This window comes from Neolewinella aurantiaca (assembly GCF_008014675.1).
GTDB classification, from domain to species: Bacteria; Bacteroidota; Bacteroidia; order Chitinophagales; family Saprospiraceae; genus Neolewinella; species Neolewinella aurantiaca.
On record NZ_VOXD01000004.1, the window covers coordinates 184,348 to 207,593 of the forward strand.

Sequence of the window (23,246 nt, forward strand, 5' to 3'; positions counted from 1 at the left end):
GGTAATGTGGGAAGGCCGGAAGCCGAAGTGTATGATTAGACCTTCGGAGACCCGAAGCTCCTGGTGGAACAGCTGAGGGCCTTATTTCAGTTTTTCAACGATCTGGTTGAGAGGGAGGTTAAGCCCGATCACGATCCCTTCGGGATCGATGAGGTAATTAGTGGGCACCTGCTTGATACCATAAAGGGAAGCAACGTTGCCACTAAGGAATTTGAAGCTGTTCGTTTGGTCCATCACCTGATAGGGCCAGTTGCGGTGATCTTTGGTTATTGCCCGCTGCCAGGCCGCGCTGTCCCGCTCGATGGCAATACTCACGATGGTAAGCCGGTCCCGGGTTTGTTGGTTGAGTTGCACCAGATCGGGGCTTTCGCGGCGGCACGGGCCGCACCAGCTTCCCCAGAAATCAAGCAGGACGTAGCGCCCCCGCAGATCATGCAGGCTGAATGTTTTGCCGTCGGCACGCATGGCGGTGAAGTCGGCAGCGGTGTCTAGCGCTCCTACGTTTGGGGTGAAGTACCAGGCCCGTCCGCCAAACCAGAGGGCAAGGATGACGAGAGGGATGAAAAACTTTCTACCAGGCATCTTCATCGTCGAGAGGTTCAGGTTTAATGGTGTTTTTGGTGTGCAGGCGTTGTACCTGCCGGGCGTAAAGCAGGCGTGCGAGGCCGACGTTGGCTGGCTCGTCAGCGTTGGGGTGGAAAGCTTCGGCAACGGCTGCCTCGCTGACGTCGAGCGTATAGCACAGGCTCATCAGTTGTTCCATCCGGTGTTGCATCCAGTAGTCGACCACGTCGGCCAGTTGGCGGATAAAGGCAGCTTCGTCGGTGCCTTCGGCCGGTTCGGGAAAATCCAGCGATCGGGAGAGCAGGGTAGTTGGTTTGATGGCGGTTTGGCTTGTTCTGTTGGGAGAACCCCTCAGTAGCAGAAGGGTTGAGCGGGAGGCAACGGTGTTCCCCGCAGTGCAGGTGTAGCCGTTCTCCGGCAGGTGGTATCGGCCCCATTTGCGGCTGTTGTCCTGTTCCGACAGTGCCGACCCACCGGGTAGCCGTATCTTTGCGGACCCAACCAAACAGCCAAACTACTTGCCAACCCCGGTCCCCATCATTGATGTTATCATTCCTGCTTACAACGAAGAGGAGAGTATTGCTCTGGTTGTCAATGAGTTGCCGCGCCATCTGGTGCGAGATGTCATTGTGTGCAACAACAACAGCAAAGACGATACGGCTAATGTGGCGCGCAACGCAGGTGCAGTGGTGGTTGACGAAACAAGGCCCGGTTACGGCAGTGCCTGCCTCCGGGGGATGGCTTACATCGCTGCCCGCCCCGAAGCAGAACAGCCGGATATAGTAGTCTTCATCGATGGAGATCACAGCGATTACCCAGAACAACTGCCCGACCTGACGGCTCCGATCCTCAACGACGGCACAGACCTCGTTATCGGCTCTCGCGCCCTCGGAGACCTGGAGCCGGGAAGCATGCAACCCCAACAGATTTTTGGAAACTGGCTGGCGACCACGCTCATCAAGATGATCTACGGCGTCTCGTTTACCGATCTGGGGCCGTTCCGGGCCATCCGCTACGACAAATTAAAATCACTCGGCATGTGTGACCCTGACTTCGGCTGGACCGTCGAAATGCAGGTGCGTGCAGCCAAAGCCGGGTTGCAATGCGTGGAAGTCCCCGTACGCTACCGCAACCGCATCGGTGTTTCCAAGATTTCGGGGACACTGCGTGGCACCATTCTGGCTGGCCACAAGATTCTCTGGACTATTTTCAAACTGATCTGATCTGTTATGACCGGACTAGCGCTTTTCGTTCTCGCCGTCTACACGGTATCTCTGCTGTACATCACGGTTTACTGCTTGCTGCAGTTCAACCTGCTGTACCATTACAAACAGAGCAACAACCCGACGCACCACCCCGTATCCTTTGCGGATATGGTGCCCAATGAAGTCGATGCCCGGGAACCCGCACTCGTAGGAGCGGGTACTCCGGAGGTGCCTTTTACCAAAACCTCCCTTGCACCTGCTGCCGAGCCCCCTTACGCTGCGGCAACCACTGCAACGTACTATCCGTTCGTGACCATTCAGTTGCCCATCTACAACGAGCTTTACGTCATCGCGCGCCTGATCGATGCCTGTACGAAGTTCGATTACCCAAAAGACCGTTTCGAGATTCACATCCTGGACGACAGCACGGACGAAACGGTCGAAATCGTGGCCGATAAAGTCCGGGAATACCAGGCCAAAGGCTTCAACATCGAGCAGATCATCCGCGAAAAACGGCAGGGTTTCAAGGCCGGAGCCTTGCGCGACGCCATGCCCCGCGCCAACGGCGAGTTTGTCGCTATTTTCGACGCCGACTTCGTTCCCGATCCCTCATTCCTGCAACGCACGATTCCTCATTTCGCCGACCCCGAAGTGGGCGTTGTGCAGACCCGCTGGGAACACATCAACGAAGACTACAACATCATTACCCGCCTGCAGGCGTTGCAACTGAACGTACACTTTACCGTAGAGCAAACTGGCCGGATGAACGGCGAGCACCTGCTGCAGTTCAACGGAACTGCCGGCGTATGGCGCGCCAAAACCATCGAAGCCGGCGGCGGCTGGCAGCCCGATACCCTGACCGAAGACCTGGACCTCAGCATCCGCAGCCAACTGGCCGGATACAAGATTCACTTCCTCGAAGAAGTGGGCAGCCCCGCGGAGCTACCCGTTGAGATGAACAGTTTCAAAAGCCAGCAGCACCGCTGGATGAAGGGTGGGGCAGAAACCGCAAAGAAAATGCTGCCAGACGTTTGGCGCTCGGAGCTCGGGCTAAGCCACAAAGTGCAGGCTACGGCCCACCTGCTGGGCAGTACAATTTTCCTGTTCGTGTTCCTCTGCGGCGTGTTTTCCGTTCCCCTGCTCTTCCTGATGGGAGAATTGTCGATCCTTGGTATCAATAAAAACATCTTCGCCATTTTCCTAACCGGATTGCTCTCCGTAATTGGAATTTACTACACCGCCAATGTGAACAGCGTGGCTGTAGAGGGGCAGAGTTTTGGTAAAAAAGTACTGAAGTTCGTTGTGCTCTTCCCTCTTTTTCTGGCGCTGAGTATGGGGCTTTCGCTACACAACACCGTCGCGGTGTTGCAGGGCTACCGTGGCAAGAAGAGTCCGTTCGTCCGTACGCCGAAGTTCAACATCAATACCGTTAAGGATAAACTCTCCGCCAGTAAGTACATGAAAGGCAAGTTGAACCTGATTACCATCGGTGAAGGCCTACTGAGCCTCTACTTCCTGGTGGCACTGGCTGGTGGTTTCTATCTTCAGAATACGACGTTCATCTTTTTCCACGGCTTGCTGGCGTTGGGCTACGGCGCTATTTTCTTCTTTAGCGTTAAGCACCTGAAGCTCGTACAGTAGGCCCGGCTTCAGCCGGAGCCTTACAGTCGCTTTTTCAAGACAAGGGTTGAAGCTGAATCGTAGCGATAGCCCAACACGTTTTCCTCCCCCGAAGAAGGAAGAGGGGGGGGCTACTAATCATAAAAAGCCCACCCTTCAACTTCGAAGGGTGGGCTTTTTATTTAGCGGGAATATTCGTTTACTGCTCAGTGACCGGCCTACCCCGACTATGGCTACTGGTTTAATCTCATTCATCCCTTCCTCAAGAAAATGAAAAAACCGGCCTTCACGCGAAATGAAGGCCGGTTTTTTTTGATTGCAATCTTCAGCTTGAAAGCTGAAGAACCATCTAGAACGGCAGATCGTCCGATGCTTCCGCTGTAGGCTCATCCGTAGTGGAGGCGGTAGGGAAGTCGTTGAAGCTGTCGGCAGCGGGTGCTGCAGAAGGAGTAGCGTTTGCACTCATCTTCTCAACGCGCCACGCGTTGAGGTTGGTGAAGTACTTCTCCTGCCACTGGCGGCCGCGAAGGTCGAAGTGTACTTTGATTTCGTCACCTTCGTTGAGGTCGTCAACGATGGCTGTGCGGTCCTGAGTAGTCTGAAACTTTACGAAGTTGTCGTACTGGCCGCCGTCGTTGGCTTTGATCACGAAGTCGCGTACACGGAAGGACTCGCCTTTCGTTTCAGTCTCGTATTTTTTAACGAGGGTTCCGGTGATTTCGTAAGACATATTAGCTGTTGTTTTTTGTTGTAGTATAGTTGCGCAAAAATACGCGTTTTGTTTGGAACAGTGTAGCTTTCATCAAGATATCTCCTGCAAAACGGGCTGCGCAAAGCGATGACCGAGCCTCTCGTTGCGGGAAGATTCTTACCCCTTGGGCCCGGTTCCGCCCGTGGCTTCGCACGCTCCGGCACAATTTCCGTAAAGATTGAGGGAGTGGGAAGTGACCTCGAAGTTGAGAATCTCGCCCATCATATTCTTAATTTGCTGTACGCGGGGATCGCAAAACTCCAACACTTTTCCGCAGTCGTTGCAGATCAGGTGGTCGTGCTGCTTGTAGCCGTAGCTTTTCTCGTACTGGGCCAGGTTTTTGCCAAACTGGTGTTTCTTCACCAGGTCGCAGCTAACCAACAGTTCGAGTGTATTGTAGACCGTTGCGCGGGAGACACGGTAGTTGTTGGTCTTCATGTGGATGTACAACGACTCAGCATCGAAGTGGTCGCTGCGGTTGTAAATTTCTTCCAAAATGGCGTAGCGCTCCGGCGTACGACGGGCTTTGCGCTCTTTCAGGTGGGCACTGAAAATATCCTTTATGGTCTGAATGTCGGCGGTTGGGTTCGTTTGCATTATTTATCTGTTGTCCGTTGTCGGGAGGCATGATCTGAATTTTCTCCTGACTACTCTTCTCACTCTTCTACCCGGGAAACGGTTGAGACGTGATCTAAGTTTTTCAAAGCTTGAATAGCGAGGTAAAGCTGGTCGGTATTTTTTACCAGAAGGCTCACGTTTGCTTCAAAATAACCATCCTGACCACTGATGTTGAAACTACGGATATTCAGGTCCATTCCTGTTATTTCCCGGCTAATGGTTTCAATCACCCCGGTGCCACTGTCTGTGCCCGTCATTACCAGATGCACTACGAAAGAACTTTCCGATGTGCTCACCCACTCCGCTTTCATGATTCTGTAGCCGTAGTTGGCCATCAGGTTCTGAGCGTTGGGGCATTTACTGCGGTGAATTTTGAGCCCGGCGTTGGCGGTCAGGTATGCGAAGACCTGGTCTCCCTGTACCGGATTGCAGCAGGTTGCCATCGAATACTCGAACTGGTCTCCCGGTTCACCGTTGATGAGGAGGCGGGAATGGCCTTTCTCTTTGTTTGCGGTATTGCGCTTGCGCCCGGGCTCGAAGGTCGTGTCAGGGGGAAGTTCCACGGCTTTGGGAACCAGCTTGCCGTTCTCGACGATGAAAGGGGAGAGGGCCTGAGCGACCGATAAAGACTCCTGCGCAATGTTGAAGAAAAGATCAATGTGGCTGCCTGCGGTATGCTCCTGGGCAAGCTGCTCTACGGCAGTGTTAGTATCTTTAATGTGCAGGTTCTTCAGCTTGCGGAGCAGCGCCTCTTTGCCGAGTTCCCCTTTTTCTTTCCGGTCGGCTTTCATTGCCTGACGGATTTTTGCCTTCGCTTTTCCGGTAATCACCAGCTGAAGCCAGCCTTCGTTCGGTTTCTGACTCTTGTTGGTGATGACCTTGAGCCGGTCGCCGTTACGAAGCTTATAGCTGAGTGGCACGATGCGCTCATCTACGAGTACGCTTTGGCAATGGTAGCCGACTTCGGTATGTACGCTAAAAGCAAAATCAAGAGCCGTGGCGCCTTTGGGCAACGATTTCATATCGCCGTCCGGCGTCCAGACGTAGACTTCTTCGTTGAAGAAGGCATTGTCCCGGAAGTCACCAAGAAACTGGACCGTATCGGAGTTGGGATCGTCGAGGATGTCACGAACGGAGTCGAACCATTGCTCGTACACATCGGGCTGATTACTGACGCCCTTATACTTCCAGTGGGCGGCAAACCCGCGCTCGGCGATTTCATTCATCCGTTCGCTCCGAATCTGAACCTCCACGAAGCGGGCGTCGGGGCCGGCAACCGTGGTGTGAAGACTTTCGTAACCGTTTGACTTAGGAATAGTAACCCAGTCTTTGAGGCGTTCCGGCACCCCCTGGTACACATCGGTTACTACACTGTAGGCTGCCCAACAGGCCAGTTTTTCTTTATTGCGGGGTACATCCATTACAATCCGTACCGCGAACAAGTCGTAGATCTGCTCGAAAGGAACCTGCTTTTTCTTGATCTTATTGTAAATACTGTAGATCGACTTTGGCCGGCCGTAAATACGGTATTCGTAACCCAGGTCGTCAAGTCCTTCCCGCATGGGTTCGATGAAGCGCTCAATGTATTGCTCCCGTGAGCTTTTGGTTTCGCGGAGTTTCTTGGCCACGTTGTCGTACTCGTCCCGTTCCAGTACTTTCATGCAGAGGTCAAGAAATTCGGACCGGAAGTTGTACAAGCCGAGCCGGTGGGCAAGGGGAGCGTAGATGTAGCTCGTTTCGGCAGCAATTTTAAATTGCTTGTGCTCGGGCATACTCTTAATCGTCCGCATATTATGCAGGCGGTCAGCCATTTTGATGAGCACAATCCGGACATCGACGATCAGCGTCCCGAGGACTTTCTTGAAGTTGGCTGCTTGCTGGCTTTCGTTGTTGTAGGCACTGTCCAGCTTGGTCAGGCCGCCCACCATGAGGGAGATACGCTCACCGAACTCAGCCCTGAGGTCATCCAGCGTGACGGGGGTGTCTTCAACTACATCATGCAGCAGGGCGGCGCAGATGGCGGTAGGGCCAAGGCCGATCTCTTCGGCACAGATGCGGGCTACGGCAATGGGGTGGTAAATGTAGGGCTCGCCCGATTTACGCCGCTGGTAGCGGTGGCTGTAATTGGCCAGCTCCATGGCCCGGTCCATCTGCTCACGGTCTGCTGAGCTGGGAGCTTTATGGAGGCAGGCGAGCATCTCTTCGTAGGCCTTGCGGATGCCGGCCTGTTCTTCAACGGTGGTTTCCAGTACTTCGGCCATAGAGCTTGTTTTGGGGAGGCGTGAATGTACGGAAAACGTTTGGCCCGTGCATTCCGCGTCTTCAAAGGTGAGCAAAAACAGCCAATTTGGACATTTTTTACGGCCTGAACGCAGTTTTAAGGCAACTTATCCAGCCAAACGACCTATTTTTTCCAATCGCAACTTCAGCATCTGCCGTGCGGTGAAAACCCGGCTCTTTACCGTCCCGATCGGCATATTCATACTGTTGGCGATCTGCAGGTAAGACATTCCGTTCACGTAGCGCAAAAAACACTGGCGGTACATATCAGGAACGTCTTCAACGATACGGGCCAGGTCCTGAGCACTCATGTTGGATTCGGCAGGGTTGTTGATAATGCTGCGGTCTATCCAACTGTTTACGGGCGGCTGGTCTTTCATCATTTCACGACGGCGCTTCTCCTTGCGGTAATCCGATACAAAAGTATTGTACACGATCGTCTTGATCCAACGCCTCAGGTTAGAGCCTTCTTCGAAGGTCTGATGCCGTTTGTTGGCAAGATAGTAGGCTTCCTGGACAAGGTCGAGCGCTACGGTTTTATCTTTTGTAAGCGAAATCGCAAGGCCAATGCATTCTTTATAAAGCGGGCCGTTGAGTTGCTTGAGTTCCTGGTTGGTCATGATCGATAGTTGAAGGAGAAATTCAAATAAATTCCGTTAGTCCTGTGTGGTATGTTTTATTCTTATTGTTCGCAAATTTACGAACTAAACATGACTGGTGCAACTTTTTCTGCGCGGTCGCAGGGGCAAAAACGGTTGTAAAAGAAAGATAAAACAGGGGGGAGAGGCCCGGGTACAGCTATTCTGCCGCGGGGAAGGGAAAAGACCGGAACAAAGCACTTTATCCCTTGTCGGGGTCAGATGCAGGAGTGGTCAGGTAAGGATGTGCTGGGCAGGAACTGGTTAGCGTTGGTCCCATTTTGCCATAATCATGGGGAACTCTTCGGAGAGAAACTCAAAAAAATTCTGAATGTTGAGCAGACTGTCGTTCAGGGCTTTGCTGTCCATGTTTTCACGGATGAGCCTGATTTCGCGCATCGTATCCACAAAAGGACCTACTGCAGCGAACTGGACCTTGATCTGTTCGAGCCACTTCCCGGGACTGACCTTGAAGTAACGTTTGCGGTCGCCTGGCTTGGTCATGTAATCTACCCGGCCCTCGTTCATAAGCCTTTTCAGGGCATTGCTGATGGTACTCTTGCTGGCGGAGAGAAATTCCTGAATAGCGAAAAAATCCATCTGAGGAGGATCGGAAAGTAGTAAGAGTGAAAAAACCCGCGCTTCCATCGGAGTGAGGCCTGTACTCTCAAAAAAAATACCGATTTCTTCTACTTTTTCTTTCAGGTTATCCATGTGAGTACAATGTATCTTAAAGGTTGCTCGCAATATATTATTAATAATCCGATTAGCTATGTTGTTTAAACAAGAATCGGCTGCGGCAAACTATTCAAACTCACTCCCGGGTCCGCTGAAACGGGGCCAGAAGGCTTTGTTTCAGCGGACCGGACAGGCCCACGAATTAGGGGTGAGTTTGTATTCCTGATTGCAAAAAAAAGAGCTGGGGAGGAGAGGGGCTTTTGCAAACTATCATTGCACCTGCGCTGCTCGCCCTCGTCACTTGCTGCTTATTCTGCCGGAGCGACCTTCTTCTTCTCCGTAATCCGGAACAGCAATTTATAGGTGACCGGAACGAAGAGAAGTGTGACCACCGTTGCAAAAAGAAGGCCGATCATAATCGAGATGGCCATTGGTTCCCACATCAGGCCTCCGCCGAGGTAGAGCGGAATGAGACCCAGCGCGGTAGTGAACGTGGTGAGAAGAATAGGCCGGAACCGTTGCTGGCACGCATCGATGATGGCCCGGAATTCTGTCTTGCCAGCCTTCTCTTCGATTTCTATCCGGTCGATAAGTACAATCGCGTTATTGATCAGGATGCCCGCCAGAGAGATGACCCCGAGGAAGGCCATAAAGCCGAAATAAGAGTTGAAAATCAGCAACCCGAGAATTACTCCGATGATTCCGAGAGGAATCGTTGCCAGTACAATCCCCATTTTTCGAAAACTGTTGAACTGAACCATCAGGAGGAGGACGATGATGAAACCGGCCAGAGGAAGTTTGTTCGCTACCGCAAGCATTGCTTCTTCGCTTCGCTCACTTTCTCCGCCAAGGTCAAAAGTGTAACCGGGAGGCCAGGTTTTCTGCAGTTCTTTGAGCTTTGGGGTTATTTCCGAAGTAAGGTCGGTGGCGGTGAACCCTTCGCGGGCATCGGCGGAGATGGTCATTGTCCGGTACAGGTCGCGGCGCTTGATCTTGGCGTATTGCCAGGCTACATTAACTTCGGCAACCTGGGTAAGGGGAACATTCTTTCCGCTGCCCTGAGCAAATACGTTCAGACTTTTGAGGTCCCGGACTTCATAGTCTTCGGCGCCGATGCCGCGCATAATGATCGGTAAAGCATCTTCGTTTTCGCGGAAGGAGCCGGCGTTGTAACCCGAGAGGCTGGTCCGCAGCGAAACGGCAATGTCCTGGTTCGTTACTCCGGCCCGGTTGGCTTTGTCCTGATCGATGTCGATCACTACTTTTTTGTTTTTCGGCCCCCAGTCGTCAGAAATATTCGTCGCCGTTGGCAATTCCACCAATAACCCTTTGATGACTTCGGAGATAGCGTAGAGCTCAGCAATGTCCTCGCCACTCACACGTATGGCAACATCGCTGCCTCCTCCTCCGCCTGCTCCGAGGGGGCTGACGGTAATGTCAGCGTCCGGGAAGTTCTCGAAGGTGTATTCTTCCAGGCGGCGGATCATTTCGTTGTTGGCCTCGAAACTGCTTGTGTTCATCAGAATGTGGGCGTAGCCGGAGTTGGCCTCTCCGGGCTGGTACCCGAGGTCATAAGATTCGGGGCCTTCGCTCACGAAGCTGGTGAAGTCGGTGATTCCGGTTGTGTCTTCGTTGCCTTTGGCAACGAGCAGGCTGTCGTTGATGTATTGCTCGATCTCAGCAACGATTTCGGAGGTTCTGTCGATGTCGGTCCCCAACGGCAGGTCGATATCCATCGTTATCAGGTTGCGGTCACTGTCCGGAAAAAACGTAAAGGGAATGTACGAGAACAGGAACAGGGAGCCGAAGAACATCCCGATGATGGCAATCAGGGTCAGCCACGGGTGTTTGAGGGCCCGGTAAATGAGGTTGGCGTAATGGTTGTTGAGGCGGGCGAAGATATCTGGTTTCGCCTCCTGATCAGGAGCAGCCTCTCCGTTATCCGGATTTTGCCCCTCAACCATTTTGGCACCTGCGCCTGCGCCCTTTTCGTTTTTCTTTACCCGGATCAGGGTAACACCGAGCATGGTTACTACCGTCATGGCCATGATCCAACTGCTGAGCAGCGCGAAGGTGATGACCACAAAGAGTGGCCCCATCATTTCGCCCATCGTGTTTTCGGCAAGGAAGAAAGCCAGAAAGGCCGCTGAGGTAGTGAGGGAAGAGATCAACAGCGGAATGGCGAGCTCCGACGTGGCCGCGTAGGCCGCTTCTTTGGGCTTCATGCCTTCTTCCATCCGTACCATCATCGCTTCTGCAATCACGATTGCATTGTCTACCAGCAGGCCGAGGGCCATAATGAGTGCGGCCAGGGTTACCTGGTTCAGACCGATCTCAAACACGTTCATCAGCAAGAGGGTCATCACAATCGCAAGAGGGATCAGGCTTGCCACCACGAGGCCCGTCCGCCAGCCCAGGAAAAGGAACATCACGAAGAGGACGATCCCTACCGATTGGAGTACGTTGCTGACAAAACCGCTTACGCTTTTCTGCACAAAGGCATCCTGGCTGGCGATTCGTTCGATCTTCATTCCCAGCGGCAGCGTCTGGTTGTACACCGCCACTTTTTCGTCGATTTGCTCTCCGAGTTCGATGAGATTGGCTCCGTCTTTTACGGCAATGCCCACAACGAGCCCCTGTTCTCCGTCTACCCGCACAATCCGCTCTGCAGGGGTGGTGTAACCACGGGAAATCTCGGCGATTTCACCAAGTTTTGCGGTCTGGGTGTCGTCGAGCTGAATAATGATGTTCTCCAGGTCGGTAATACTCTCGAAGTTGCCCGTTGGCTCCAAAACAACACGTTGGTCTCCGAGGGCTACGTCACCTCCGGGGAACACGATATTTGTAGCCGAAATTGTTTGCTGAAGTCTGTTGGCCGAAAGGCCGTACCGGGACAGGCGGGCATTGTCGAATTCGACAAAAATCTGCTCGGTCCGTAAGCCACTTATCTTTACTTCGGCAGCATCGTTGAGTTTCACGAGGTCGTCGCGAATGTCTTCCGCTTCGTCCTCTAGTTCTTTGAGGCTGTACCCTCCGCCGGCCAGGCCGAGCTGGATGCCGTAAACTACTCCAATGCCATCGTCCTTTACGTTGATCGTTCCTACGCCGTCCGGCAGCGTGGGTTGTAGTTCTTCCATTTTGCGGCGGAGCCGGTCCCAAACGGGTTGCATGTCCGCTTTTTCGACGCCGGCATCGAGTTCGATACTAACCACACTAAGGCCGACGCGGCTTTCGCTACTGATGCGTTTTACCTCGGAAAGCTCCTGGGCAACGCGCTCGATGCGCTCGGTTACCAACTCCTCGACGCGTTCGGCGCTGGCACCGGAAAAGGGCGTTACCACGTTGGCCACCCGGATCGTAAAGGGGGGCATGGCGTTGCGGGACAAGCTGTTGTAACCCACCAACCCCAGAATTGTAACCATAATCACGACCAGGTAGGTGACCCGGTTGTTGGTGATGGCTATTCTTGAAATATTCATTTACTGTTTTTTATGGGCGCGGACGCCGGTGCTAAGTAGGTTGCAGGAGCAGGTTTACTGACGAAAGATCAACCCTCGTTGAGTGGGGGGAGCTGCCATAGTTGCCTCGGTCAGCAAAGGTGAAATTCTGGCGAGGTGATTTTATTATCTGGCGAACTGACAAGTTGAAGGCATAGCCGCAGCTACGGCAAAACCTGGCGGTGAAGCCGGATGGTAAAAGCGGCCGCCAAAAATCATCTGGGGTGGCCGAGGCAACTATAACGATTCAGTCCAGCAACCTGACTTCCATACCATCCAGAAGAGACTTGAGGCCGGCGGTTGCAACCTTGTCTCCGGCCTTCAGGCCACTCGTTACTTCGAACCCTTTTTCGTGGAGATCGCCGATGGTAACCTTAGTCTTGTTGGCCACGTAATTGCCGTGCTCTCCGGGTGTGAGCAGGTAAACGAATTTTCCTTCCGGGCCCTCGGTTACTGATTCAATGGGAGTGAGAATGAGTGCCCGGGCGTTGCTGTCCTCGCCAAAGGTGAACCTGACGTTGGCCGCCATCCCCGGCCTTACTGTCTTTCCCGCTTTTTCGATCCGGACGGTTACGGGATAGCTGGGGGCATCGCCGGCGGCGTAAGCGACTTCGGTAACGGTTCCTTCGTAGGTCTGACCGCTAAGTGCAGGGAAGGTGATGTCCACTTTCATTCCCTGACTGATAGCGCCAATTCTGCTTTCGGGAAGGTTGACTTCTACTTCAGGGTCTTCTTCGGTAGAGAGGTGAACGATGGCTTTTCCCGAACCGACGAACTCGTTTCGCTCAACGTTGAGCATTGTAATGATGCCGGTAAACGGAGCCGTCAGCCGGGTATAGCTCACCTGGTTTCTGGCAGCCCGAACCTGAGATCCGCTGGCGTCCAACTGGCTTTTGGAAGCTTCCAGTTGCGCCTGCGCACTTTGGAACTGGCTGCGCGCCTGCTCAAAATCACTCAGGCTGATGCTGTTGCTCTCGTAGAGTTTCAGCATCCGGTCGTAAGCGGCCCGGGCGGCCACCAGCTGGGTTTCAGCGCTCTTTACGTTGGCTTCGCTGGCTTCGTACTGGGCCCTGGACTGACTGCTCTGAACCTGAAGGTCGGCGGGGTCGAGGGTAGCAATCAACTGGCCGCGGGTTACGCGGTCTCCCAGTTTTACCCGCAATTCCCGGATGGTTCCTCCAACACGAAACGAAAGGGGCGTCTCTCCGGCAGCCGTTGCCACACCGGTGTAAGACTGACTGGTGCTGCCGTCGTCAGGAAAGACTTCACCGTAACGAACGGCACGGACAGGTACTTCTGGAAGGGCTTCTTCTCCTCCGCCACAAGCAGTGAACAGGGCGAGAAAAGGAAGAAAGAATAAGTATCTCATTAGTTGTTGTTTGGCCCGGAGTTAAGTGCGACCTCCGGGTCTCGTTATTTCTTTGGGGTTGGGGCGGCTGAGCTGGCGCTACCGTTCATCGTCAGCGGAGCTCTCTGGCGAAAATTCCATGAATCGTTTCACAAATTCCAGTTGTTCTGCCTCGCCGGCAAGAAACTGGTAAGAACCGGTACTGCGCTGCAGTGCCGCAAAGTCTGCAACGAACTGGTAGCCGGCGTTGGTCGCATTGATCTCGGACTGAAGGGTCACGTTTTGCGCATCCACGAGGCTGGTAATATTGGTGGCTCCCGCCCGGTAGAGGTCTTCTACGATACCGAAGTTTTTCGAGGCAGTCGCTGCAGCATTACGGGCAAGCTGGAGGTTACGGTAGCTGGCAACTACGGTCTCTATGCTGGAGTAGAGGCGTTGCATCAGTTGGTTCTCCACGTCCTGGCGTTGTGCTTGTGCCTGCAGGGTTGCCACTTTCGCTTTTTCGGCCTGGAACTTGCGCGCACCTCCCTGGAAGATGGGGAAGCTGGCGTTGATGGCAACGTTGTAGGTTCCACGTGGCCGGTCTGCTCCGCCCACAAGGTCCGCAAATTCCGGCGGTAGCTCCGCGGCCCCGTAGTTGGCGATCCGGTAATCATACTCACCGGCGAGCGCCACAGTAGGGAGGTAAAAAGCCCGCTTGGCAGAAAGTAATTGTCGCTCCTGGGCTTTGATGGCTGCGTCCAGCTGGCGCAGGGTAGGGAGGTTACGTTTGGCTTCTGCTTTCAGGAACAGGGCGAACCGGTCCAGGTCGCGCTGGTTGTTGAGCAGGGGAAGCATCGTAAGGCCAACGATTCCCAGCAGAGTGTCCTGGCCCTGAAACGCAGGGAGTTGAAATTCTTCGCCCGTAGGCCGGTTGAGGATCTGGTTCAGGTTGTAGCGGGCCTGAGCCAATTGAGCGGTAGCATTGTTGACTTCGATGCGGTTGAGCGCAAGCTCGCTCTCCCAGCGGTAAACATCGGCCACACCGACAGCACCGGCTTCCTGCTTGGCCCCGGCAGCATCGAGGTTGGCCCGGGTTACGGCAAGGTTCTCGTTTTGTAAGTCAGCGAAGACCTTCGCCTGAAGGGTGTTAAGGTAGGCGGTTATCACGTCGAGCACCACGTCGAGTTGGCTGGTTTGCAGCGCTGCGCGCTGCCCCTCAAGCAGTAACTCATTGATGGCGACGTTGGCAAGGGCAGGTTCGGAAAGAATGACCTGGGAAAGGGAAGCATTCGCGGTCCAGTTTACCGTTCCCTGCTGACCGAAGGAGCTGGCTACGGTCGTTTTGTCGATCGTATACATCGTCGTCGCGACATCGAGTTGGGGAAGAAGGTTACTCCTCGCGATGCCGACGTCTGTATCGGCCAGGGCCACGTCATATTTGCTGAGTTCATACCCAAGGTTATTGGCGAGCCCTTCCAGAATAGCTGCTTCGAGGGTAAGGATGCGGGCGTCGGGCAGTTCGTTGGGGTTCAGGATCACGGCTTCCCGCATTGTTTTCCAGGACGGGTAAATGCCCGCTTCGCGGGCCGTAGCCATGTTGATGATGAGACCAGAGTTAAAAGTAACCAGCTCAGTATTTAGCTCTGAGGCCGGAATGCCGTCCATAATGCGCAGCACATCCAGGGCAATGCGGCGGGGGATTTTGCTGAGGTTCTCGGATGATGAATATGCCGCCAGTACCCCGAGGTCGAGAAAGGGACGGTCGAGCAGGCCGAAGGTCGCTGTACCTCTTTGCGCCAGGCTGTCTAACAGTATCGTTTGCTGAAGACTGTCAAGTATCCCCTCCAGCGGAGAAAAATAAGCCGCTCTTGCAGCGGGCGGAATCTGACGGAGAATTTCGGGGACGGAGCCGGTAGCCTCTATATAGTCTACGGGCGTTTCGGCGACTTCGTTGATCACCGATGCGAGCGCCGGCCTGAGATGCCTGGTCGTAATTACGGTTAGACGCTCGTAATCGGCAATCTCTCTTAAGGCACTCAAGTCGCGGCCGATGTCGAAGGGGGATTCCACGAAAGTGAAGTTGGTGATCCCCGTTCCTTTCGCAGAAGGCCGCTCTGCACCTGCGTCCCCGCCTGAATCCTGTGCCTCTTCAGACTGATCCGGAGTGTCGAGCACAATGGAAGCAATGGTAGGCTTTGGGTATGTGCCACGGGCCGCAAGGGCAGAACTTGTGGTAAGTCCGCTACCGATCACAAAGTCAGATTCAGCATACGCCCGGTCGATGAGAGCGGCAATGTCTGCGGCCCTGCCTCCGGTGTACAGGGTCTCGATGGTAAGGTCGTACCGGCTGCCGAGGAGCGCTTCAACCTCATCCGAAATGAGGTTGTCCAGACTCATGTCGGAGGCAGTATCGAGATCGGAGAGCAGTGTCACGCGCAGCGGCGCCTGAGCAAACAGGCTGATAGCAAAACCGAGATAGGCCACGAGCCAGAGAGCGGAGCGCCTGGCCAGTCTGGTGCCGGAACCATATGAATATCGCCTTTCGTTCTGTGAAGTTTCTTTAGACATTTAATGTGCGGTTGACTTGGAGTTGACTCCTAAACGACTATAAAACCGTTATGTTCGGTAAGTTGCGAACTAATTACTCAAAAAATCGAATGTACCTGCATTACCACCGTGTTCAACGCGTGACCGGTTGGCTCAGTGAAGGTGCACTTCTCTGTTTTTGTCGTTGGATATCAAGTTGTTAACCTCTAATTTCTGGCATTTGTGCGTCCGGATATCCCGAAGAACAGTAACCTGCTGAGGTGATCGATCCTTTCGGCAGGATCGGGGAAGATCGCAATCATCGCTTCGTCTTCCATCTTGATACTGATTTCATCGAGCCAGTAGAGGATGAATTCTACGTTTGTATCCTGATCGATTTCAGCACGTCCGATGCTCTCGTACAGGTAGTGAGAGAGTCTTTCACTAGCCTTCTTTTTACCATCTTCGATCAGCTTTTTAAACTTGGGGTCCTCGCTCCGTAACATGTCGTACAGAAACTCGTCACTGATGCCCTGGGAGTGTTTGGTCTTCACTCGTATCACCTTCCGTAAGCGAGCAGAAAGACTTTCCGGACGTTCCATGATTTCTTCGTAGTCGGCGTGACTCTCGCGGATTAGGCTGCGCATCAATTCGTAAGCGATGGCTTCCTTATTCGGGAAGTTGCGGTAGAAGGTCATTTTGCTGAGCCCGGCCGTAGAGCAGATTTCTTCTACCGATACACGCTTGATGCCATGAACCCAGAATAAATCTTTCGCTGCCTTCAACAGCGCCGTTTTGGAAGTGGTAGAGGATGTCACCTGCATTGTTACTATAGTTTTTTAAAGTTACGATTGGTGTATCTTTGGTCAAAGATCGTAACTATTGCGTGGAATACGCAGAGAAGGCTGCATTTGTTGTTCTCCCCATTGTCATTAATTCTGTTGGGATCGGGTATACAATACAAAAGTCGCTCCGGCAAGATGCGGGAGCGACCATAAATAATACACAAATTCAATCCTAATGAACGTAGTTCTTTAGCGGAGGGGCCGTCAGAAGATGACCACGGGGCATGCGGTTAACGGAGCTACCGAAGTCTGTGAAGAAGGCCGTGCTTCCACAACGGTTGTGCCGAAACGGAAGGGCTCGTTCAGAGGTATTCGTTGCTCGCCCGGGGCGGTAAACTACCAAACGTACACCAGCAATATCTTATTCTTCCCAATAGCGGTGGAAAGAAATGGTTCATGAATTTGAGCTAACCAGCCGCTAAACAGGCTTATAACTCAAGTGTTCAACGGGATGAAGGTAATTAGAAATTATTTCTTTTTACTATCGATGCCGGTTTGTTTGTTCCACCGTTGCATCACGCCTTCTATCTCCTCGCTCAGAAATTTGAAAAATGATTGGATTTCGCAGAGCTGTTGATTAAACTCTGTACTGCCTGTACCTTCACGCATAGCAATGATCTGATTCATCGTCGTTGCAATCGGGCTGACGGTTGCTGCCTGTTCTTTTAATCTGCGCAACCATTTGTCGGGGCTAACCTTAAAGTACCGGCGCCGGTCTCCCGGTTTGGTCATGTAGTCTACCCGGCCATCGTTCAACAGGCGCTTGAGGGAGTTGCTGATGGTGCTCTTGCTTGCGCCCAGAAATCTCTGGATGGCAAAAAAGTCCAGCTCCGGAGGGTCAGAAACGAGGAGGAGGGCAAAAACCCTGGCTTCCATCGGTGTCAGGTTGGTCTTCTCAAAGAAAATTCCAAGTTCTTCGACTGATTGCTTCAATTCCAGCGATTCGGTATGGTTTTGTGCAGAAGACATTGCTAAGAATTTTATTGCTCAGAACTCTTGTCAGATTCACTGACCTGAACCCTGAAAGGATAGAAGGCATTTGGGGCGCTGACGCAGGTGCACTATTGGTTTTCAAAAAGCATATTCAAACGGAGCGGACATCAATTACGCCAAATGTTATCCAATAAGGGGGTTAAAGATAAAAATGTTCGGTCAGTTCGCTTTTTTTGGAACCAATATTAATTTCGGGCATCGATTTTCGATTCATATAATTCGTTGAGGCTTCCGGGTATAATGTTGCCTTTGCGATAAGGACTCAATTCTAAGCGGGCAAAACCCGGAGGGGATCGCTTTAATGATGTATTTTCGTAACAGTAAAACATTGGATTTGTCCGTAATCCCCATAGGTGGTATTCCTTCCTGCTCAGAGGTCTGCTCCAATTGAATTTTAGCCAACCTTCATTAAGGTCTTTCTTAACCCTCAAAACAAAATCAGATGAGAGTACTTTACGCGTTATTATTTTTAGCCATTCTTTTCTCCGCGGCCCCTGCTACCGCCCAGATGTCGATTCTGTTCGTCGAGGACAGCGATGACGAGTTCGGCAACGCCGAGACTTTTGCAAATGCAATCGAGTCGGTAGGTTATCCTAACACATTCTACAACACGATTGACAGTGCATCCGGGCCTTCTGCTGAGTACATGTCTGGGTTCGACCTCGTGATTTGGCATACTTCTACCGATGGGGTAGGCCTTGAATTATGGAATGGCGCGGACGAAGATAACCAAGAGCTGGTTTCCTTCCTCGATGATGGTGGCCGCTTGTGGCTGGTAGGGCTTGATTTCCTTTTTGACCGCTACGCTGCTCCCGGGCCTACTTTTTTCGAAGAGGGCGAATTCCCTTACGATTACCTGGGCATCACCTCCTACAATGTCCAGAGCCAGGGCAACGACGGCGGACTTGGCGTGCCGGCAGTTGCACCAGACACCAATCAAGTGATCAACGATTTGCCGGAACTGACCTGGCAGTTCCCCGCCCTCAACTGGGTAGACGGTGTCGACCTGCGGCCTGAGGCCGCACCCCTCTACCGGATGGCCGGAGACAATTATCCCCTCGCCGAAGCGATCTGTGGCGTTTACCACGATAACCGGACGGCCAAGGTGGTTACCTACTTCTTCGACCTGGCCCTGGTCGCAAACGATCAGTTGCTGCAGGACGCAGTTCGCCCCGTTCTTTCGTTTTTCGAAAACTTCACTACTTCCACGTCTGCCAACAGTGTATTACAGCAGGACTTTGCTGTGTTTCCTAATCCGGCCACCGGCTCATTTTCCCTCAGGGTTGACCTGGAAAACGCTGCTGTAGTGGAGGTTAGTCTGCTGGACTACCTCGGCCGTGTCGTCAGGGAGCCGGTGCAAGCCCGGCAGTTACCTGCGGGTTACAATCTGGTCAGCGAGCTCGACCTCAACAATCTGGCCAACGGCACCTATTTTGTAAAGCTGACGGTAGAGGGAAAGTCCGGCCTGCGGCCACTCGTGGTACAAAACTGATGAGGTTTACTTGTTGAAGAACCGGAATATCGGTACGTCCACACTGAGGGTAAGCATGGCCCGGGTACTCCGGGCGTCGCGTTCTCTGTTTTCTCCGTCGAGGGTAAATTTGCGTACACTTGGCCCGTCCTGAACGCCAAAACCAAGCGTGAAGGGCGATTGGGGGAAATTGTACATGATGTGCAGACCGGGGGCGATCACGTTTGCAGGTCGGAACTCGGGCAGGCGGTCTACCGTGGCCCCATCCCCATTTTCGCGCCTGCTTTCGAGCCGGAATGCCGTTAGAGCTCCGAGATCGAGCAATGAGCCGAAAAGAGTGATGGATTTGCTGCCACCGATGTTGCGGCTGTAACTCACGCCTACGGGAACAAAGAGAGAAGCCCCAAAGACTTCCTCTTCCAGCTCCGGAGCCGATATCCCCGGAGGTAGCACTAACCCTTCCCGGCTTAGTGCCGCACCGAAATAGGCCCCGAGTTCTACGCTGGAAGGTTTGTTGCGCTTGATCTGGGAGCTTCCGGTTGGCAGGGCAATAGAAGAAACTGCTGCCTCGAAGTCGGCCGGGTCATCGGCCTTGGCTACGTCGGCCATGAAGGTACCGTAGCGGAATAATTTCTCACGGAAGCGATCGGTACGTTCCGGATTGAGCTTTTTGATTTTGTTCTGCACGCGGGAAAGTTCTTCCTGAATCCGGCGAATCTTCAGGTCCCGGATGCCGTTGTTGGCATCTTCGAGGGCGTAGGCGTCGAGACCGGGAGTGTTGAGTTCCATCTCGTAGCGCGAGAGCAGGGCTTTGTCTCTGTTGTTGCCCAGCATGGGGAGCGCATCGGCGGTGGGGACCGCAAGGCCAACGGCCTTCAGGTTTTCGTCTTCGTCTACCACGTAGCTCTCGATCAGGTGGAGGAGCTCATCCCGTCGTTCCGTGAGTTTTCTTTCTTTATGGCTGGCGGTCGGTGCTACGTTGAATAGCTTGAGGAGGTTCAGCAGGTTGTCTACGGCGTACCGGTATTCTCCGGTTTGGCTGAGGCGGAACATCTCGTTGAGCTGTCGGCTCACCTCCGGTACATCGGCAAAAGCAGGGTATTTACCGGCAAGGCTCGTTGGCTTTCCTGCCTCCATTCGCGGGTTCAGGATGGGAGCTTCCAGCAGAGATTGGAGGGTAGTGGTGATGAAACTGACGGCCTGAATTTTCCGGATGGCCTTTGGTGATAATTTATCCAGATCCGGCTCGTGGTTCCGGGACTGAAAATCGGAGAGGAAGAGGCCGAAATCAAGGAGGAAGCCGGTAATCCCCTCGGAGGAAAACTTGCCGTCCAGCTCCGGCACCCGGCTCAGCCTTTCGTATCCCATACCGCTGAAGAGTTTCCTGGCGGCGGGGTTCGTTTGGAAGTCGGAGAGTTGCCTGTTGCGCACAAATCCTGTGCCCTGCTCTCCCGCAGAAAGCAGAAAGAATACTTGTTGGGCCATCCCGAATACGGTCTCGAAAGTAGAGAGGTTATGGTAGGCACGGATGAGACTGTCGGCGTTGCTGGCGGTGTGAAATTCTACCGCAGAATGGAGGTCCTCCAGGGCTATTCTCGTGGCGTCGATTGCTGGTTGCAGCGGTGGGAAGTAGGCCGCCTGGCGTGGCGTCTGTTTCATCTTTGCGATGTACGGCGAGGTAGAGCTGCCATTTTTCATCACCCATTCTTCCAGCCGGTTTTTTATGGCGGCAAGGCGCTCGGCGTTGGCTTTTGTATCGGAAGGAATCTCTTCGGTCAGTCGTCTGAGCATTCTCAGTGCGGGGGCATTGGAGTTAGACAGCTCCGCATCGATGTCTTCCTGAAGTTCACGTTTACGCTCTTCGAACGACTGAGCGAGTCGCTTCTGTGCATCGCGTTGCTGTTGCAGGTCGAGCTGAATTTCCACTAAATCCTCTCTGGCCCTGAGCAGATCGTCCAGTAGGTCTTCGTATTTATCCAGATCACCCCGGTGGGCAAGCACTTCGCGTACAGCGGTGAGGCCGGCAGCGCGGAGCTCGTCCGGGCGCAGTTTTTTCGCATCGGGCCCGAAGAGTTCGTCGTACCGCGACACACTGGGGTAGGCTTCGTAATATGCGTAGGGTTCTTTGCCGCGCAGCCAGGCACGGACGATCCCGGTGGCGGGTGGGTTCGCACCGATCTCCCAGTAGTTGTTTTTGAGGGGGAGCGTGGCATCGTTTACGGGGAAGTAAATATCCCGGATGCGGCGCATGATCGGCATCGCCTCGTCGTCACTCAGTTCTGCTTTCTGAATTTCTGTGAGCAGGGGATTGAACTGTCGGTTGCTCAGCTTATCGCGGGCGAGGTCGAAGCGGTTGTTGAGGGTGTCGGTCGCAACAATCAGGTTGTCGAAGGCATTGAGGATCGCCTGGTAGCTGGGGTCCGTGGTATCTGCCTTCGTCATCCGGAGGTCGATTTGTGTCCGGGTATCGACACGGGTTTTCTCCAGTTCTCCGTACGTAAAAGCCAGGATTTCGGCCAGGGAGACGTCGCGCATCTCCAGGTCAAGGATGCGGTAAATCAGGAATATATTGTAGACGACCGGGTCGCGGAAACTTCCCGCCTTGCGCTGGTCGAGATAGTTGCCGAGGTTGAAGGCTACTGCATTTAGGTCTTCTACAAAGGCTTTGCGGATACTTGGCAGGATGGCTTTGTAGTTCAGCAGATCCAGAGTGGGCAGGAATTCGCTGGTTTTTGGGAAAAGGTAATTGAGGTCGTTGCGGTTAATATCCTCCCGTAATTTGGTGAGAAAAGTGTAAGTCAGTTCTTCCTGAGCGCGGCGGCTGATCCAGTCTGAGAGGCCCGCAAGGGCACTGCCCATCAGGTTCGAAGTGGAAAGCCCCAACTGTTGTGAGTTCGCACCCTTAGCGGCAGCTTTCAGGCTCAGCCCGGTTGCCGGAGGTGCGGCGTAGGTGTCATGGATTTTCCCCAGATCAATGACGCCGTTGCGACTGAATAATTCCGCCCCGTTGAGTTTTTTCAGGAACTTCTCCCGTCCGGGAGTTGCCAGTGTTTCGGGGACCGACATGCCGGGTGAAGGTACATAGCTCTCGAGTAGCAGGTCGATTTTCTCCTCAATCAGGTAGCTCCGGATAGCGGGGTTGCCCGCGTAGTGCCCGAGTAGTTCCGGACCCGAAAGCAGTGACCGGATTTTGTCGTGGCTTGGCATACCTCCGTAATAAGCCAGGGTCATCACGATGGTGTCCAGCGAAGGATTGTTGGCCGAAGTGCCAACTTCGCGGGCGAGCTCCGTATGGTGTACAATGCGGGCCAGGTCAATACCGATGTTTTGGGCGCTGACGCAGGTGCAATGAATAAAGACAAGGAGCAAAGGAAGTAATCCTGAAAACTTTTTCATAGTGGGATGGTCGGGGGAGAAAACAATTAGCATTTAGAAGTCAGTGCCAGGCATGATGAGCTGGCATTGAAGGAAAAATATTCTGAAAATAGATAGTCTGGTCTCTCAAATCTCTCTTTCCGGCCCCCGACGGTTGCCCGGGATCAGCGCAATAATCGGTAAAATCAGACAAACAGTTTGTCCGAGATGAAGTCTGCACCTGCCTGAATAGTACCGGGGAAGGTAGCTCCGGTCGCATCCCGCACATCAGGAATGAGTACTTGTTCCATTTTTGCGCAGTCGGCGTTGGTTGTCGTTATCTGGTTCAGCCTTAGTCGCTCATCGTAGACTGCCCGGGCAAGGGTGAAGGCGTTGCGGGCAGCGGTATAAGTCTCCGGATCGGCAGAGTCACCAGCCAGCATCAGGTTTAACCTCGTACGATCTATTGCCGACCGGAACGAGGCCAGGTTGTCTATCATCCGCTGATTAACAGGAGGGATTTGCCCTCCTTTCTCGTCTTCCGGTGCAACTTCACCGTCGGCTGCGGTTTCTGTCTGCGGGTGGAATTCATTGACCCATTTTATTAACTCCTCCTGAATGGCAAATTGGTCGGCATCGGCATCATCGATGCCTGCCTTGAGTTTCTCCAGCGGAGCCATGTCAGTTTCCTGCTCAGCAGGAAAGGGAGTGAGCGCACGTAGCCGGTTCAGGCGGAGCACGAGTGCAATGACGTCCTGTTTAGCGTCTTCACTCACCAGTGCCTGGGTCTTCACGAGTGCAAGCCGGCGTTGGTAGAGTTGCCGGCAAATACCCGTGACTTCAGTCAGCAGTTTTTCGCGAAAGGGGGGCATGGGG

Annotated in this window: 17 protein-coding genes; 3 read left to right on the forward strand and 14 right to left on the reverse strand. The window is 53.5% G+C overall.

Going from position 1 to position 23,246, the window contains the following annotated elements; genetic code table 11:
* Positions 1-81 precede the first annotated feature (81 nt).
* Positions 82-582, reverse strand: coding sequence for a TlpA family protein disulfide reductase (locus FUA23_RS04195; protein ID WP_222706988.1), 501 nt, complete (start codon positions 580-582; stop codon positions 82-84).
* Positions 572-1,069 carry a hypothetical protein gene (locus FUA23_RS04200; protein ID WP_147929469.1) on the reverse strand — a complete coding sequence of 166 codons (498 nt, stop codon included), beginning with the start codon at positions 1,067-1,069 and terminating at the stop codon, positions 572-574. The genes FUA23_RS04195 and FUA23_RS04200 overlap by 11 nt, the downstream gene beginning before the upstream one ends.
* Before the next feature lie 13 nt (positions 1,070-1,082).
* Between FUA23_RS04200 and FUA23_RS04205 the strand changes: the two genes are divergently transcribed.
* Positions 1,083-1,787, forward strand: coding sequence for a glycosyltransferase family 2 protein (locus FUA23_RS04205; protein ID WP_147929470.1), 705 nt, complete (start codon positions 1,083-1,085; stop codon positions 1,785-1,787).
* Positions 1,788-1,793: 6 nt separating this feature from the next.
* Positions 1,794-3,410 (forward strand): cellulose synthase family protein, encoded by a 1,617-nt coding sequence (locus tag FUA23_RS04210; RefSeq protein ID WP_147929471.1) that lies wholly within the window; start codon positions 1,794-1,796, stop codon positions 3,408-3,410.
* A 328-nt stretch (positions 3,411-3,738) separates the two neighbouring features.
* Here the strand turns inward: FUA23_RS04210 and FUA23_RS04215 are convergent, their stop codons facing one another.
* The 10 genes from FUA23_RS04215 to FUA23_RS04260 form a co-directional block, all read right to left on the reverse strand.
* The gene (locus tag FUA23_RS04215) at positions 3,739-4,119 is read right to left on the reverse strand and encodes a DUF3127 domain-containing protein (RefSeq protein WP_147929472.1); all 381 of its coding nucleotides are present in this window, start codon (positions 4,117-4,119) and stop codon (positions 3,739-3,741) included.
* A gap of 138 nt (positions 4,120-4,257) precedes the next feature.
* On the reverse strand, positions 4,258-4,737 hold the full coding sequence (locus tag FUA23_RS04220; protein WP_147929473.1) for a Fur family transcriptional regulator: 480 nt from the start codon (positions 4,735-4,737) through the stop codon (positions 4,258-4,260).
* 59 nt (positions 4,738-4,796) lie between these two features.
* Positions 4,797-7,019 carry a RelA/SpoT family protein gene (locus FUA23_RS04225; RefSeq protein ID WP_147929474.1) on the reverse strand — a complete coding sequence of 741 codons (2,223 nt, stop codon included), beginning with the start codon at positions 7,017-7,019 and terminating at the stop codon, positions 4,797-4,799.
* Between the two features lie 126 nt (positions 7,020-7,145).
* Positions 7,146-7,658 (reverse strand): RNA polymerase sigma factor, encoded by a 513-nt coding sequence (locus FUA23_RS04230; protein WP_147929475.1) that lies wholly within the window; start codon positions 7,656-7,658, stop codon positions 7,146-7,148.
* Between the two features lie 282 nt (positions 7,659-7,940).
* Entirely contained in the window at positions 7,941-8,390 is a 450-nt protein-coding gene (locus FUA23_RS04235) for a GbsR/MarR family transcriptional regulator (protein ID WP_147929476.1), read from the reverse strand.
* Positions 8,391-8,662: 272 nt separating this feature from the next.
* Entirely contained in the window at positions 8,663-11,833 is a 3,171-nt protein-coding gene (locus tag FUA23_RS04240) for an efflux RND transporter permease subunit (RefSeq protein WP_147929477.1), read from the reverse strand.
* A gap of 265 nt (positions 11,834-12,098) precedes the next feature.
* Positions 12,099-13,220 carry an efflux RND transporter periplasmic adaptor subunit gene (locus tag FUA23_RS04245; protein ID WP_147929478.1) on the reverse strand — a complete coding sequence of 374 codons (1,122 nt, stop codon included), beginning with the start codon at positions 13,218-13,220 and terminating at the stop codon, positions 12,099-12,101.
* Between the two features lie 78 nt (positions 13,221-13,298).
* Positions 13,299-15,749 carry a TolC family protein gene (locus tag FUA23_RS04250; RefSeq protein WP_147929479.1) on the reverse strand — a complete coding sequence of 817 codons (2,451 nt, stop codon included), beginning with the start codon at positions 15,747-15,749 and terminating at the stop codon, positions 13,299-13,301.
* 185 nt (positions 15,750-15,934) lie between these two features.
* Positions 15,935-16,531 (reverse strand): TetR/AcrR family transcriptional regulator, encoded by a 597-nt coding sequence (locus tag FUA23_RS04255; protein WP_147929480.1) that lies wholly within the window; start codon positions 16,529-16,531, stop codon positions 15,935-15,937.
* A gap of 489 nt (positions 16,532-17,020) precedes the next feature.
* Positions 17,021-17,521, reverse strand: coding sequence for a GbsR/MarR family transcriptional regulator (locus FUA23_RS04260; protein ID WP_147929481.1), 501 nt, complete (start codon positions 17,519-17,521; stop codon positions 17,021-17,023).
* Positions 17,522-17,987: 466 nt separating this feature from the next.
* Here FUA23_RS04260 and FUA23_RS04265 point away from each other — a divergent pair, with 466 nt between their 5' ends.
* A complete protein-coding gene (locus FUA23_RS04265) occupies positions 17,988-19,037 on the forward strand; it encodes a T9SS type A sorting domain-containing protein (protein ID WP_147929482.1) in 1,050 nt (349 codons plus the stop codon).
* Positions 19,038-19,043: 6 nt separating this feature from the next.
* Here FUA23_RS04265 and FUA23_RS04270 read toward each other — a convergent pair whose 3' ends face one another.
* Together FUA23_RS04270 and FUA23_RS04275 are read right to left on the reverse strand one after the other, a co-directional pair.
* Positions 19,044-22,412, reverse strand: coding sequence for a hypothetical protein (locus FUA23_RS04270; RefSeq protein WP_147929483.1), 3,369 nt, complete (start codon positions 22,410-22,412; stop codon positions 19,044-19,046).
* 164 nt (positions 22,413-22,576) lie between these two features.
* The gene (locus FUA23_RS04275) at positions 22,577-23,242 is read right to left on the reverse strand and encodes a hypothetical protein (protein WP_147929484.1); all 666 of its coding nucleotides are present in this window, start codon (positions 23,240-23,242) and stop codon (positions 22,577-22,579) included.
* Positions 23,243-23,246: the final 4 nt, after the last annotated feature.